The following is a 15,444-nucleotide window of genomic DNA, read 5'->3' on the forward strand; positions in this document are numbered from 1 at the left end:
CCATGCGCTTCAAGCTTGACGAACTCGACCCGCAGATCGGCTACAAGGTGATGACGGCAACCGTCACGCCGCGCCCCATTGCCTGGGTGACGAGCCTGTCGCCGCAAGGCGTGGTGAATGCCGCGCCTTACAGTTTTTTCAATGTGATGGGGCACAGACCGCCCACCGTCGCCATCGGTGTGATGGCGGATCCGGATCGCGGCTTCAAGGATACGGCGCGCAATATCTTGGGCGGTGGCGAGTTCGTCGTGAACCTCGTGCCAGAGCATCTGGCGGAGGCGATGAACATCACATCGATGGACGCACCGGAGGATATCAGCGAACTCGAATGCGCGGGACTGACGGCCTTGCCCGGACAGCAGGTGGCGTCGCCGCATATCGCCGAAGCGCCGGTATCCTTCGAATGTGTCAGCCACAGCGTTCTTGTCACCGGGGCCCATCAGGCACTGGTGGTTGGCCGGGTCGTGGAAATCCGTGTCGCCGACGATTTCGTTCTCGACGCCGAGCGCGGCCATATCGACACCCCGGCGCTAGGTCTCATTGCCCGAATGCACGGGCGCGGTTGGTATGCGCGCTCGAGCGACACGTTCCAGGTCGACCGCCGGAGCTATGCCGACTGGCTTGCCGAGCGATAGCGTTAGAAGAGCATGTCGCGTTAGCCTGCTTTTGGCGCTGCCGGAAGAGAGGGGGCGCCTGTCCAATAGCGGGCCTTTCTTCGATGGATACATAAAGCACAACGTCTCTATTCAGACCAATCGAATAGCGAGGTCTACGGAGCGCACCCCATTTTGACCGGACAGCCAGCATAGCCGATAAGGCATAGGCATGCACCTGTAGGTACGACTATGCCCAAGAGTTCCGAGGTTCTCAACGGAGAAAGAGGATAGCATTTGTCGGGTAGTCTGATGCCGTGTTGGGGACAATATGCGTGGCTGTGGCAGGTACTTTAGACGTCGGATGCACTCATTCGCAGCTCGTTTAGTTTACGCAATACTGCGTCGGCGTCGAATGTGTTGCGTTCCCCAATGAGTATCAGCCTGCAGCCTTTCTCCTGATCCCATGGTGCAGAGGATAGGGTGGCGCGTTTTCCAACGAGCTGGAAGACGTGCCTGCCCTGTCTACCTGCAAAGCTTAGAAGGCCTTTGCCGCGCAGCGCGGTGTCGGAGATCCGTAAAATCGCTTCTTGAAAGGCATGCAGGTCCAGGGGGGCTTCGAACTCCCACTCCACGTGGCGGAACCGGCCGTCATTCTGGAGGTCTACTTCCACCATCGCGCGGGGATTGTCGTCTTTAATGAAAAGGGCGCTCAGCGGGACGGGTGCATCATCCATGTCGAGGATGCAGTTTTTTCCGTATGAGGCCAGATCAGCGCGAAGCGCCTTCAGTTCATCGTCCGAGCATTCCGCAGTCTTAGACAGGAGCAGGATATCAGAGCCCCGCAGCTGTGCCTGCCAAAGCGGGTCATCTGCACGCCAGGCCGAATCGGGAGCGTCAACAACGCCGATCACGGTTTCCAGACGTGCTTCCTTCCAGATGACCGGATCCATGAGCGACTGGACGATGCCGGCCGGGTCCGCGACGCCACTCGCCTCAATCATGATTAACTCGGGTTTCGGCGTGCGGGACAGAACCACCTTGAGTGTGCGCATGAGATCGCCCTGCAAGGAGCAGCAGATGCAGCCGTTCTTCAGGCCAATAACATTCTCGCTCGTCCGGGCGAGCAGTTCGGCGTCGATGTTGATCGAGCCGAAGTCGTTGACGATGGCCGCGATGCGCAGCCCGTGATCTGCCTGAAGCAGCCGATTAATGAAGGTCGTCTTGCCTGCGCCCAGAAACCCGGCAACCAGAAGAACAGGAACACTCACGGCATCTCACGTCGGATCGGCTGTCCGGGCGCAGCGCCGGTGTCCAATTCCCCGTTCAGAATAACGAACTGACCGTTGACCAGGAGCTGCCGAACACCCTCCGATGGTCTGTTCATCGCATTGAATTCTGCCCTGTCCGTGAGGGTCTCAAGATCGAAGACCACAATGTCCGCGTCGCAGCCTTCCTGAAGGCGCACCTTTTTTGCGATCTGCGGGGCGCAGCGGTCGATTACCTTGCCGGGCAGGATAGTGCATTTGGCCAATGCATCCATCAAGGACATGGTCCTGCGTTCGCGGACATGTTCCCGCAGGAACCGGGTAAAGGTTCCGGACGATCTGGGATGAGCGGAGAGATCATCGGGTAGCGGCCATTCGAGGCCTTCGTAAATGCTGCCGTCTTCATTTATCCAAGGCATGGCATCCGAAGCGATGGAACCACCGGGGTAGGTGACCGACAGGTCAAGAAGACGGCGATGCTCGTCATTGGCATCCACATCCAGAAAGTGCCACATCACCAGATCCGTAGGAGATGTTTCTCTGGCCCGGCGCATATCTTCTCGCCCGGTGAAGCGGTGATGATTGCGGATCAGTTCGATGTTCGAGTAGTTGCTTCCGGTGCGTTTGACGAACTCGGGTTCCATGAAGAACCCTGCGCTGACCACGGTCGCACCGGTGCCATAAGGATACGCCTCTGTCGTGACCGGTAGATTCTGCTCCTGCGCCTTGCTGACCAACTCGACCACGCGCTCGATATCCATCAACGAGGTTGAGTTAAGGTGACAGATATGCATGTGCGCTCCGGTAGCGCCGGCCAGCCCTATCAGGCGGACATAACTGTCGACGGAGCTTTTCGGGTCGATATTGCTTAGATATGCGATGTGCGTGAAGGTCGGCGTCCCGTACTGAAAGGCGAGATCGCAGATATCCGCCATCTCCTTCACCCCGGCACCGGGGGCGTAGCCGTTGGGCAATCCGATGCCGATAGCCCCTTCATCAAGCCCCTGTCGCACCAGGGAAACGATCTCGTCCGTCTGCTGGGCATCGGCAGCTTCCGTGGACCAGCACATATCTTCCGAACCGGCACCCATCTGGTCGATCGGATGCACATCTGCATCGAGCTCGATTGCGCCGAAGGCGACCTTGCGTGCGAATATCCAGGCGGCAGCAGTACCGTAATTCAGTGCACGGGGCAGCGTGGCCTGTCTTTCATACCATCCCGCTACCGGCAGCGCGCCGACTTCGAGCTCCAGAGTGGTAGTCACACCATCAAAGGCCTGCATCCGGTCTGCGGCTACGGATTGCCCATGAGCATGCAGGTCGAGGAAACCGGGTGCCACGATCAGTCCGGTGGCGTCGATTTCGCGGGCAGCGTTACCTTCGAAATGTCCAATTCTGGCAATCTTGTGGGCTGAAATCGCTACGTCGCAAACCCTGTCCAATCCGGTTTCAGGGTCCATCACGCGACCGTTGCGCAGTATGATGTCATAGGTTTCGGTCACGGTGCGACGTCCTTTTCGGCAAAGGGGGTTTCCGTCTTGGGCCAGAAGTTTCCGTCCCGCCTGGTGTAGGGCACGATGGTGTAATCCGGGGTGATCGCACCGGGCGTTGCCAGATGTATGACCTCCGCTGCAATGGGCGCAAACCCGTCATAGAAATGTTGCGACGACTTCACGACCACATATTTCATTTTGGAGAGGTCGATACCCAAATTCTCGAAAGCCTCTGGATGGAAGGTCTGCGTGCGCAGCGTGTTGATCACGATATGAACACCGTCAGCTTCCAGCCAGACGCAGTCGCCCATGTTCATTTCTGCTGTACCCAAATGCTGTACGGCGTTGGTGACGATCCCGCGCACGGTCACTGTCAAGTCCACCGGGTCTCCCGACATAGGCCCGATCTTCCCGCCCAGGCGTACAGCCATTTCAGAACCGACCCCCGCGTCCATGCACATGGCGACCAGAACCGGGTCCCAGAATGTTGCGAACGCGATATCCCTGAGGCCACGTTCCAGTGCCGCCCGCAGGACAAATGTCGAATCTGAGGGTGCGCCGCCACCCGCATTGTCCGCGAAATCGGCAAGGACAACCGGATTGGTATCAAGCTTCACCGCCAGATCAAGACCATCCTCCATGTTGGGGAAGCGTCGCAGATCGCCGCGCATCGCCCAGAGCTCCTGTCCGAGTTCTCTGGCGCGACGCTCGGCCAGGCTGGCGTTCCCGTCTGCGATGACCAGCGTACGGGTGCCGCAGCGCGGGCTGTCTCCCCATGGGAAACCGTGCACCAGTGAGACGGAGAGAATGCCGTCCTTGCCCTCCATGGCGGACATGCGGTCGACGTAGCCGCGGATAGGTTCGAAAGGGGTGTGATACATCGCCATCATGCGGCAGTCGTAGTCCCGCATGACCGGTATCACCCTGCCTGCAGCAGCCTCGGCACAGAGTATGAAAAGGTCTTCCGCCCGTTCGACAACATCGACGTGCGGGTATTCCTTGTAACAGACAATCGCGGTCGCATTGTCCAGCATTTGGTTCGTCAGGTGACAGTGCGGGTCAAGCTCCAGTCCTATGATGGCGTCGGGACCCACGATTTCCCGCACACGGGCCATCATGTCGCCTTCGCAATCGTCGTAGCCTTGCGCGATCATTGCTCCGTGCATGGACATTAGGACGATGTCGACCGGCATGGCCGCACGCAAGTCGCTGAGGATATCGTCACGCATCGTCTCGTATACGGCGCGCACAGTCGGGCCTGCGGGTTGTGCATACGTGCAAAGCCCCTCGACAACCTCCCAGCTTCGAGCCTCTGCCATTGCACGCCAACGGGTCACAGCTGCCGCGTAAAGCCCCGCCTCACCGCGAGACGCGGACTTGGTGTAAAGGTGTTCCTTGAACCCACTCCAGCCAGTGGGGATAGGCGAAAAAGAATTGGTTTCCGTCGCCAGCGACGCCATGAAAAGTTTCATTCTTTGTTCCCGAAATTTGCCAGCGCAGTCGCAATATCCGCCAGAACATGGAAAAGGATCACCGCAAAGGCCAGGGGGATTGCAATGCCGAACACCACCATGGGCAGATCCATTGTCTCGGTCTGTCGACCGGCGAGGCGCGCGATATAGCTCCGTGCCGGGTTGGCACCCAGCCCCATAAAGCTGAACCACAGAATAGGCAGGATGAAGCACAGCACGCCGAACGAGCGTGTAAGAGAAAACGCCAGCCCCCGAAACCCGGAGGCTTCCAGTGCATCTGGAAACAGATTGGGGTCGCGACGAAAGCGGTAGGCGCAGGACGCACCCAGAAGTCCGCCCCAGACCATCGAAAATCTTGCAAGCTCCTCCGTCCAGATGGGAGGTTGGTTCAAGAGGTAGCGGGCGATCACCTGCCAACCGGCTGCGGCAAGCATGATTGCCACAGCAAGTGTTGCGCCAAGAAGTGCAAGTCGGTTCAGACGCCAGGAGAACCAGTTCAGCCCGTCCGCGATCGCCGTCACTGTCAGCGCCCCACCGCTTTGTTCCATGCCTCCAGAGCGCCTTCTGGCATATCCGTTGAATCGTAGATGGGCTGACTGGCTTTACGGAATTTTGCGCGTTCCTCAACCGGAAGTTCGATCACTTCGATCCCGGCTTCTTCCAGCTGCTTCAGAACGGCCGTGTCGTCAGACACCAGCTTGCGATTGGCTTTGTGAGCCTTCTCGACCGCCTGCTGGACGATTTCGCGCTCTTCGTCCGTAAGGCTCTGGTACCAGTCTTCCGACGCAATCGCGACGCGGACAGACTGGCTCAGTCGCGCGTTGGTGAAATAATTGATGAAGGCCGTATGTCCGTAGGTCACTGGCACGAAGGCAGGGTTGATATAGCCTCCGGCGACACCGGTCTGCAGCGCGTTTGGCACCTCCGACCAGGAGACAATCGTTCCTTTCGAGCCCCATTGCTCAAAGGTGTTGATCTGCACCTCATCGAGCGCTCGCATGCGAACGCCTTTGATATCGTCGAAGGTGCGGATCGGAACCTCCGTGGTGAAGATGCCCGTGGGGGTGCCGGTCATCACAACGTCCAGTATGCGAACACCTTTGGGTGTCGTGCCTTCGTTCATCCTGGCCAGCATTCCGCCTTCGCCAAGCGCCTTGTCCAATTGTGCGAGATCTTCAAAGAAGTAGGGCATCATCGCGCCGAAGATCGTTCCATCCAGTGTGCCGGCAGATTTTGCGTCCGACATCGATACTTCGAGCAGGCCCTGGCTGACCTGATCGAGACGTTCAGCTTCTTCTCCCAGGGAGTTCCGCTCGAACTCCACGGCTTCTATGCCATTTTCATTGAGATATTCGCCAAAGGTGTGGGCCCACATGTATGTTCCGGAATTTTCCAGATCCGGTGGGCTGTCAAGGGCGATCTTCACTTCCGCCAAGGCCGGAAATGTCAGCGCGAGGCTAACTGCCGATGCCTTGAGGACGTTGGTCAGTTTCAGCATGGTATTCCTCCCAGTGAATTGGTTCTTGCATCACTCCCAAAGCCCCAGGGTTCGGGGCAGCCAAAGGCTGATCTCCGGGGCGTAAACAAGCACTCCTAGTACAATGATCTCTGCAATGATGAAGGGAACGACGGCGCGGGCCAGCTTCCAGTAATTGACACCCGTGACCGTCGACACGATCAGGAGGCAGCCTCCTAGTGGAGGGGTTACCAGACCGATGCACAAATTGAAGCAGATCATGATGCCCAGATGGACCGGGTCAGCGCCGTTGGCCAGGGCGACAGGGGCCAGAAGGGGTACAAGAAGCGCCAGTGCAACTGGCACGTCCATGATCATGCCTGCCACTATGAAGAGCAGGTTCATCGCGATCAGAAACCCGATCGGCCCAAGCCCCATTTCCTCAACCAGTCCTGCAATGGCCTGAGGGATGCGTTCCAGCGCGGCCAGATGGCCGAAAGCGGCGACAGCGCAAAGGATCATGAAGATCGATCCCGTCAGAACGGCACATCGTGAAAAGCTCTCCCAGATGTCCTGGCGCGTGAGCGGCGAGTAAAAGAAGGCAGCGATTGCAGCTGCGAACACGGCGACTGCTGCTGCTTCCGTAGGCGTCATCCAGCCCAAGATGATCCCGCCGACGATGATTAGCGGCAGGCATAACGCCGGTATCGCAGCAACAATCGCTGGCAACAAAGGTCGCGTATCAGACTTCTCGACGCGCGGATGATCTTCACGCCATGCGTACCACCCGTTCACGACGAACAGCGCGGCGGCAAGGAGCAAGCCCGGAACGATGCCGGCCACAAAAAGTGCCGCCACCGAAGTCTGCATCAGGGCACCGTAGAAGATCAGGATGATCGACGGTGGCACGATTGGACCGATGATGGATGAGGCTGCCGTGACAGCTCCCGCGTACTCTGCCGTATAGCCTCGTTCGCGCATTTCCGGAACGAGCGTGTTGGAGAGTGCCGCTGCGTCAGCGACAGCCGAACCCGAGATGCCTGCAAAGAACACGGAGGTCATGATGTTTACATGCCCCAATCCTCCGCGCAGGCGCCCGATCAACGCCATTGAAAGGTCGATCAGTGACTTTGTGACGCCGCCGCGGTTCATCAATTCGCCGGCCAGAATGAAGAGCGGCATCGCCAGAAGCGAAAAAACGCTGATCTGCGAAAAGACCTTCTGTGGCAGGACTGCCAGATAGCGGGTGTTGTCGGTCAGAATGAAGGTCATCACAGCCGCGCCGCCGATGACGTAGGCCAGTGCCAGCCCAGCAGCCAACATTGCAATGGCAACTATCGGGATGAGCCAGATCATGCCGAATACGCCATGCGGTCGGGCTTGATGCAGAGAGGGTCAAGTCCCTGATCTAGAATATGGGTCGGAAGGGTCGTGCCCTGCACCAGGGCGGTTGCCAACTCCGCTGCCGCAGGAGCGGACTGGATGCCATACCCTCCCTGTCCTGCCATCCAGAAGAAGCCGGGCGCCACCTTTGAGTAACCGATTACCGGCTCCTTGTCCGAAACGAAGCTGCGCAGCCCCGCCCATTTGTTGTCGATCCGACGAATATCGAGATCGAAGGCCGTCATGATCCGGTCTGCGCAGATTGCGACGTCAATCTCCTCAGGCTGCGCATCGCACGGAACCGTCGGCGTCTCGTCGGCGGGTGAGATCAGCAGGCGTCCTGCATCCGGTTTGAGGTAGAACTGTTCTTCGATATCGATAGTGATTGGAGCATCGCGACGCGTGAAACCTTCCGGTTCGGCCACGACCATTGCAGTGCGCTGCTTCGGAATGAGCCCGATGCGCTCAGCGCCGGCGAGTTGGCCGATCTCTTCCGCCCAAGCGCCGGCGGCATTAATCACCAAAGGCGCGGTGAGAGTGCCGATCTTTGTTTGAATTTCCCAGTCATTGCCGATGCGCTCAAGCGCCTGCACCGGTGCATTGTTTAGAAGCTGGCCGCCGCGGGCCTTGAAAACGCGCAGAAATCCCTGATGGAGCGCGGCAACATCAATATCCTGGCCATCTTTATCCAGCATTCCGGCTGCTGCGTAGCCCGCTCGTACGAGGGGTTGAAGCGCTCTTAGCGCCTCAGGAACCAATCGTTCCACTCTTGTCTCGCTGGATGCCGTGTCGATCAGTCTGTCAAGCGCCTCCAGCTGATCCTCCCTTGCGAGCATCAGGATCTCTCGCGGGGTCAGAAGCGGATTGTCCGTGAATCCGTCTGGAGGGGCGCCGAAAAAGCTTCGGGAAGCCCGGGTCAGGGCACGGACGCTTTGCGGACCGTAACTGGGGGCAAACACGGCAGCGGATCGCCCGGTCGTGTGGTATCCCGGCTGTGCCTCCATTTCGACCAATACCGTCTGCATGGTTCTTGAAAGCCCGGCGGCCACGGAAGCGCCTGCAATGCCTGCACCGATGACGATTGCGTCTGCTGAAACGGAGCGATCCGGCATGTAGTGTTAGCCCTTCCACAGCTATTCTATTGCCCCAACGCTATCGAAGAATTTTCGGAAATCAACAAAAGTTTTCCTATGCGAAAATAATTTCCAATCGACTGGAGGCTTGATACAACCATCTGAGATTGAAAGAGGAACACCGGCTCATGACCACCACCCAGGCACTGGGGGCACGGCTCAGACACTTGCGCAAGTCCCGTCAATTGACGCTCAGCGACCTTGCTTCACTCTCGGGCGTTGCCGTTTCCACAATCTCCAAAATTGAAAATGGCGCGCTTTCCCCGACGCTGGACAAAGTCCTGCGCCTGGCGGAGGGGCTTGACCTGACAATCGGGCAGTTGATCGGGGATGACAAAAGCGAGAAGTCGTCGCCCAATAGCCGCTTCGCACCGTCGAGGGATGGCGATGGTGTTGTGATCGATACCAAGAACTATGTGTACAGATATCTTTGTGGAGAGTTGACCAACAAGAGAATGGTTCCCATTCACGCGCGCATCAAAGCATCATCCATCAAGGAGTTTGGCCCGCTGGAGAAGCATGGCGGCGAAGAGTTTCTGGTCGTTATCGATGGGGAGGTCGTTGTCCATTCGGAGTTCTATGCACCTGTGAGGCTGGGACCTGGCGAGAGCATCTATCTCGACAGCACAATGGGGCATGCCTACGTCAATGCAGGGGATCGGGACGCCGAGGTTTTTTGCATCTGCACGGAGCCGTTACGGGTTTCAAAAGACTCTGAGGCTGAGAGTGACAGGCTTGAGATCAATTGATTTCAATTGACGTGCACCCCGTTTTTGACCACCCGAACCGGAATCTCCCGGGTGTCTGGCTCATGCGGCGGAAGGTGCCGATGAGCCTTTCATCTCCCTGCGACATGGCCCAGTTCCCCACGGCCGACGAAAGTTTGACGTCTCAACCGCTCAGACGACCAAACTTGCTGCATCATTCGGCCTTCAACTGATAGATAGCGTTGATCGCGAGCATATGCTTTTCCGAACCGATGTGTGTTGGAGTTTTGTTGTCCTTGAAATGCGATGACCGTAACGGCAGAAATGCCGCTTCGATCGTCTAAAACTGCCCTTCCGCTACCCACCCTGTCTCAGACGCCTGGAAGTGGTCTATCCGTTTCCCGACCCATTTGTTGCTATTCCTGCGGCAAAGGATAATTTTCTGAAGCTGACATTGTCCCGTGGGGGCCTAGTCTAGTATGGGGCAGAATGGAAAATGAGCAACGCACTCGTTCCGGAGTTCGCCGTCTTTGATTGGCGGAGATCCAAGTTCTTCTATTGCGAGGTACTCGGCTTCGAGTGTTCTTATGAGCGCCCGGAGGAAGGCTTTTGCTACCTAAAACTTGGCGACGCAGAGCTGATGATCGATCAGATCGGAGAAGGGCGGACGTTCGATGATGGGCACCTACCCGACAGCCACCCCTTTGAAAAAGGGTTAAATATTCAGATTCGGGTTCGCTCGATAGAACCTCTTGTCAAAGCTCTCCGTCAAAACCACCATCCCCTTTATCTTCCTGTCGAGGATAGATGGTATCGCGTCGGTGATCAGGAAGGTGGGAACCGGCAGTTTGTTGTTGCCGACCCGGATGGCTATCTGCTTCGGTTCTACCAAAGCTTTGGATCACGTCCCGCGCCAACTTGATCAAAACTACAGTTTTGGGTCCGCAATTCTTATGCGGGCCCCGAATGCCGTCAGTCCGCTTTCCATCCCATCCCAGTCGTTGGCGTCCCATAGCCTTGCTGAGACTGGGAAGTGTTTTCCCCAACGTCGCTTTTGGGGCCGTCTCCCGACGGTCCGCTTCAGGCAAGCGTTAGGCGGTAAGCTGCCGTTCTGGATCTGCGTGATCAGGCAAAGTTTTCCCGGCCAGCTTTCTACCCCATCACGGAAGTCCGAAGGCGTGCCGTGGTTTGCGGAAAGCTACCTTTCGTTAAGCGCCTGACCTGCGACTAGGTCGGGGCCGTCTGCGGACTGACAGCTGTTAGCAGGCTGGATGCGAACCAGACTCCGTTGAGCTTGGAGCCAACGGGTGTCACGGGGGTGTTACGAAAAATAGACGGTTGAATGCTGGTCATAACCACATTCAATAAGCTACGATGATCGCTTAGACGTCGGATAGCAGGATATGCGACGCCTTGTGGAGCAAGTTGCTTGCCTTAAAGCTTGCGTCGCAGCCATGAAATCCTTCAAAGATGCGCTTCAATTTAAGGGCATCTCAGTACATCGGTCGGGGGGAATTTAGATCGTGGCGGCACCGAGCCATTTGAACTGGCTAGTCGACACCGGGGAACGAAAGGCGACGGCATGCGGCCGCGAAATCGAGATCTGGGAGCTCAATCCACAAGACGATCCTGAGATTCTATCGAATTGGGCTAGGCATTTTCGCAAACATTATATCGCCGATGCTGATTTGCCGTTTATGGCGGGCGGCACCGGGCTCGACCATGCCGATTATCTGCGAACGATTCTCTTCCCCGATGCGACGGCGGCACCTGGGCCGAGTCTCCGATCAGGAGACTTTGGAGAGATCATAGTGGCCGACTTCATCGAATACTTCCTGGGATATTGGTGCCCCCGCGAGCTGCGCTACCAGGATCGCTGGAATCGAAACGACTCGACAAAGGGGTGCGATGTCATCGGGTTCAAATTCGCTAACGAGGACAATCCCGGCCCGGCCGACGAGCTGTTTATCTTCGAGTCCAAGTCCGGCATGTCGGCGACCGACGCAAATCGGCTCCAAGATGCGATCGACGACAGCATCAAAGACAGACTTCGCGAAGGTATGAGCCTCAATGCCATCAAACGGCGCTTCTTCGATCGGGGCGAGATGGGCAATGCCCGCAAGGTCGAGCGCTTTCAGAACCAGGCCGACCGACCCTTCCGCCGGATCAACGGCGCAGCCGCCATTCTCGATGAGGCCGTCTTCGCCGAGTCCGATCTCGCGGCGATCGACGGTGCGGCTCATTTCAACCACGAGAATCTGCGCCTTCTAGTGATCCGCGGACCGTCGCTGATGAAGCTCGTGCATGCGCTTTACGAGAGGGCAGCCGATGAGGCCTGAGGCGACCGCGCACACCATCCTGTCCACCGCGCGAGCACGGGCAAAGATGCACGAATTTCGCGTCGCGCCGGCGGACTTCAATGCGCTGCCGCGCGACCCGTCTATGCTCTTTTCGTTGGCGATCGGCATTCTGGGTGACGTTGCGGCCGCCGTCGCCGACACACTCGAAGGTGCGGCTTTCGCACCGGCCGCGCTTCCCCAGCCGCTCGGCTGGGGGGAGCCGGACGAAAATCCGCATGACGTGCTGCGCTTCGCCTCGATCTTCTTCGATGCCTATCTTAACGCGCAGCTCGACGCTGACCTGGACACCGAGTTTTCCCTGCTGTGCGCCGCGGCTTACTACATCGGCGGGAATGTCGGCAGCGCGACCGTGATCATACGGCAAATGGCGGCGCCCGATCTCGACCTCGCTGGCGGCCTCGGCCATCTCGTCTACAGCATCCTCCAGAACAGCTTCCTCCCCATTGACGCGCCTCACGCTCATCAAGCGGTGACGAGCGAGCTCCTGCAGGCGTTAGACGGCTATTTCAGCTTTGAGGCGGAAGCAGGTGGCATTGCCGAGGTTTGCCGCGGACTCCGTGAGAATTTCCACCGATCTGGCTCACCGCGCGAATTGCTCTACGGCGACATAGCCGGTGCCTTGTGTGCGCTCAAGCTCAGAAACGCTGCGCGGACCATCCTGCCGGATGCATCAGGATTGGAGCCGGACGTCTGGCGCCCGGCGCTCGCCAAGCCGCATTTTCCGATCGAGCTTTGGCCCGCCCAGCAACGGATCGCTGATGCCGGCGTGTTCGCGGGTCGCTCCGTGGTCATCCAGATGCCGACGAGCGCGGGCAAGACCCGCGCTACCGAAATCATCATTCGATCAGCCTTTCTATCGGGTCGAGCGCACCTCGCCGTCATCGTCGCCCCCTATCGTTCGCTCTGCCACGACATCCGGGGCGACTTGATGGCCGCCTTTGCCGGCGAGAATGTGCGGCTGGACGAAGCATCGGACGCCTATCAGTTCGACCTCGCTCTCGATGCGCTGTTCGCCGAAGATTCGGTGCTGATCGTCACGCCCGAAAAGCTCCTCTACATGTTGCGCCGGGCTCCCGACCTAGCCGAGCGGATCGGTCTGGTAATTTACGACGAAGGGCATCAATTCGACGGGATGACACGGGGGCCAACCTACGAGCTCCTCCTCACCTCGCTGCGCATGACGCTCCGCGCGGAGACCCAGATCATTCTCATCTCCGCCGTGATTGGCAACGCGCCGGATGTCGCCGCATGGCTGATCGGCGATGCCAATGCGGTTGTCGGCGCCGAGGGCCTGCTGCCGACGAACAAGAGCATCGCGTTCGCAAGTTGGCAGGACCAGCGCGGGCGGCTCGAATATGTGAAGCCCGAGGATCCGGCCGAGCGAGAGTATTTCGTGCCGCGCATCATCGGCGATCTCGCTCTGCCGCTCCGCGGCAAGGAAACTGCCGAGCGCAGATTTCCCGAGAAGACCGGCGGTGACGTCGGTCTGTTCCTCGGCTTGCACGTCGTGCGCAACGGCAGCGTTGCGATCTTCTGCGGCCGAAAGGACAGCGTAACGAAAATCTGCTCGCGCGCCGTCGAAATCGTCGATCGCGGCGTCGCGCTCGAATGGCCGGTCGAAACCTCGGACGTCGCCGAGGTGGAGAAGATCCGCAGGCTTTGCGAACTCGAGCTCGGAGCCGGCGCGTCGGCGACCCGGGCGGCAGCGCTTGGGATATTCGCCCATCATGCCGACACGCCGCACGGCATCCGGCTCGCGATCGAACATGCTATGAAAGAGGGGCTGGCGAAGTTCGTCATTTGCACCTCGACGCTAGCCCAGGGCGTGAATTTTCCACTCAAATATCTGATTGTCACATCGACGCGCCAGGGCAGCGAACAGATCCTGGTGCGCGACTTCCACAATCTGATGGGTCGTGCCGGTCGTGCCGGAATGCACACCGAGGGCAGCGTCATCTTCTCGACCCCATCCATCTATGATCAGCGCCAGCAATTTCGTGGCCGGTGGACGTGGAATCGCACCATCGAACTCCTCGACGCTCGAAACTCTGAACCGTCTCGCAGCTCTATCCTTGCGCTGTTCGATTCGTATCAGCAGCGCCAGCCGCCGATCGTCCAAGAGATCCCGCCCGAGTGGCTCGATCTGGCCTTCGCCGATGCCGCCCGGATCGATGAGGTCGTGGCCGCAGCGCTCGCGGCGCAACCTAACATCAGCGAACGGGAATTCCGCGGGTTCATCGAAGGCCGCGCCCGCGCTATCCAGAACGTCGCGGCCTTCCTCGTTGCCAACATGACCTTCTCGGAAGGCGAGGACGCCGCAGCGCGGAGCGGTGAACTGGCGGCCAATACGTTGGCCCATCACCTCGCGGACGAGGAGACGCGGGTTCGTCTCGTCGAAGTGTTTCGGTCGATCGGGGAGTCGATCGCGACCAACACGGATGGCGAACAGCGTGCTCTCATTCGACGGTCGCCCCTACCACCTGCGGCGGTGGCCGAACTCAAGACCTGGCTCACCGACAATCTCGAGAACCTCCAGACGGCAGCGCAGGAGAACCGGCTGTTCGCTGAAATTTCTCCGTTGGCGCTCCGTTTCGCCACTTCCCGCGCGATCCGGGCGATAAGCGTTCAGGATATTGTTCCGCGCGCGCTCCAGGAGTGGGTGGCAGGCAGATCCTTTGCCGTGATCTTCGACACATTGGCTGAGGCAAAAGTTCGAGTCGGGCGTGACCATGTCACCGTCGAAGATGCTGTTGCGCTGTGCGAGAGCGGCTTCGGCTACGATGTTGCGATGATCGCTGCATCGATAGCTGATCTGACAGAGGAGCTGGACGACGCAGTGCACACTAGCGCTAGCCTGCTGCAAAAGCAGATCAAATACGGCCTGACCGATCGCGCGGCGATTGCGTTTCACGAGGCGGGGTTCGCAGATCGTCATGTCGCAAGTCTTCTCGGCCTCGTTTGGGGAAATGTCGTCGACCGGGGCGGCGTCCGCGCAGCCTGCCAGCAAGAGGAGATCGTACGCGCGGTGCTCGCACACATGCCAAGCTATTTCGTCGGGGTCGCTGCTGAGCTTGGAGGATGGGCTTGACACGCGTCATCATCGGTTGCGTCGATCGGAACGCGAATCATTGTTTGCGACCGCGCTAGGAAGCACATTCGTCGTGGGGCTTCAAAGTCAATTCGCCTTGGACTAATCTGCAATCAGGTCTATATCGATTATATGAAATCACTGCTCGCATATAATAAAGACTACGCGTTCAACGCCATCTGCCCATATTATACCATGTTCCCGCTCGAATATCCGATTGGGATTATAAGAAAATATCGCCGATACAACCCCATCATACTTGATCCGTTTTGCGGGCGCGGTACGACTATATATGCCGCTCGCAAGTTCAAACTTCGATCTTACGGACTGGATACATCTTTAATCGCCGCGTCTATTGCTCAGGCGAAAGTAGCAAGCGCGAAGCCTGACGCTGTTCTGGAACTTGCAAAACAGCTCTTGGCTACAAAGCCATGTGACGTTCCAGATACTGAGTTCTTCCGCCGGGGGTTTGCCCCATCAACTTTGCTGGA

12 protein-coding genes and 1 pseudogene are annotated in these 15,444 nt (G+C 58.4%); 6 read left to right on the forward strand and 7 right to left on the reverse strand.

Annotated elements, in window-relative coordinates; genetic code table 11:
* The first annotated feature begins 2 nt into the window (after positions 1-2).
* Complete coding sequence (locus DEJ54_RS09895) at positions 3-635, forward strand: flavin reductase family protein (RefSeq protein WP_113154413.1); 633 nt, start codon at positions 3-5, stop codon at positions 633-635.
* 311 nt (positions 636-946) lie between these two features.
* Here DEJ54_RS09895 and DEJ54_RS09900 read toward each other — a convergent pair whose 3' ends face one another.
* The 7 genes from DEJ54_RS09900 to DEJ54_RS09930 are packed head-to-tail and all read right to left on the reverse strand — an operon-like array spanning position 947 to position 8,777.
* Positions 947-1,864: a GTP-binding protein gene (locus DEJ54_RS09900; RefSeq protein ID WP_113154414.1), complete on the reverse strand. Its 918-nt coding sequence runs from the start codon at positions 1,862-1,864 to the stop codon at positions 947-949.
* A complete protein-coding gene (locus tag DEJ54_RS09905) occupies positions 1,861-3,321 on the reverse strand; it encodes an amidohydrolase family protein (protein ID WP_245447803.1) in 1,461 nt (486 codons plus the stop codon). Before DEJ54_RS09905 ends, DEJ54_RS09900 begins: the two co-directional genes overlap by 4 nt.
* A gap of 38 nt (positions 3,322-3,359) precedes the next feature.
* Positions 3,360-4,826: a M81 family metallopeptidase gene (locus tag DEJ54_RS09910; RefSeq protein ID WP_113154416.1), complete on the reverse strand. Its 1,467-nt coding sequence runs from the start codon at positions 4,824-4,826 to the stop codon at positions 3,360-3,362.
* Positions 4,823-5,374 (reverse strand): TRAP transporter small permease, encoded by a 552-nt coding sequence (locus tag DEJ54_RS09915; protein ID WP_113154417.1) that lies wholly within the window; start codon positions 5,372-5,374, stop codon positions 4,823-4,825. The genes DEJ54_RS09910 and DEJ54_RS09915 overlap by 4 nt, the downstream gene beginning before the upstream one ends.
* Positions 5,350-6,324, reverse strand: a complete 975-nt coding sequence (locus DEJ54_RS09920; RefSeq protein ID WP_113154418.1) for a TRAP transporter substrate-binding protein — start codon at positions 6,322-6,324, stop codon at positions 5,350-5,352. The genes DEJ54_RS09915 and DEJ54_RS09920 overlap by 25 nt, the downstream gene beginning before the upstream one ends.
* Before the next feature lie 30 nt (positions 6,325-6,354).
* A complete protein-coding gene (locus DEJ54_RS09925; protein WP_113154419.1) occupies positions 6,355-7,638 on the reverse strand; it encodes a TRAP transporter large permease in 1,284 nt (427 codons plus the stop codon).
* Positions 7,635-8,777 (reverse strand): FAD-binding oxidoreductase, encoded by a 1,143-nt coding sequence (locus tag DEJ54_RS09930; RefSeq protein ID WP_113154420.1) that lies wholly within the window; start codon positions 8,775-8,777, stop codon positions 7,635-7,637. Before DEJ54_RS09930 ends, DEJ54_RS09925 begins: the two co-directional genes overlap by 4 nt.
* 149 nt (positions 8,778-8,926) lie before the next feature.
* On the opposite strand from DEJ54_RS09930, the gene DEJ54_RS09935 reads away from it, so the two are divergent.
* The 5 genes and pseudogenes from DEJ54_RS09935 to DEJ54_RS23705 form a co-directional block, all read left to right on the forward strand.
* Positions 8,927-9,547 carry a helix-turn-helix domain-containing protein gene (locus DEJ54_RS09935; RefSeq protein WP_113154421.1) on the forward strand — a complete coding sequence of 207 codons (621 nt, stop codon included), beginning with the start codon at positions 8,927-8,929 and terminating at the stop codon, positions 9,545-9,547.
* Between the two features lie 454 nt (positions 9,548-10,001).
* On the forward strand, positions 10,002-10,427 hold the full coding sequence (locus DEJ54_RS09940; RefSeq protein WP_113154422.1) for a VOC family protein: 426 nt from the start codon (positions 10,002-10,004) through the stop codon (positions 10,425-10,427).
* A gap of 601 nt (positions 10,428-11,028) precedes the next feature.
* Entirely contained in the window at positions 11,029-11,844 is an 816-nt protein-coding gene (locus DEJ54_RS09945) for a Hachiman antiphage defense system protein HamA (protein WP_113154423.1), read from the forward strand.
* On the forward strand, positions 11,834-14,953 hold the full coding sequence (locus DEJ54_RS09950; RefSeq protein ID WP_113154424.1) for a DEAD/DEAH box helicase: 3,120 nt from the start codon (positions 11,834-11,836) through the stop codon (positions 14,951-14,953). The genes DEJ54_RS09945 and DEJ54_RS09950 overlap by 11 nt, the downstream gene beginning before the upstream one ends.
* 195 nt (positions 14,954-15,148) lie before the next feature.
* Positions 15,149-15,298 (forward strand): annotated as a pseudogene (locus DEJ54_RS23705) (DNA methyltransferase); the annotation flags it as partial.
* Positions 15,299-15,444 lie beyond the last annotated feature (146 nt).

Source organism: Nitratireductor sp. OM-1 (assembly GCF_003296175.1).
Taxonomy (GTDB): Bacteria; Pseudomonadota; Alphaproteobacteria; order Rhizobiales; family Rhizobiaceae; genus Nitratireductor; species Nitratireductor aquimarinus.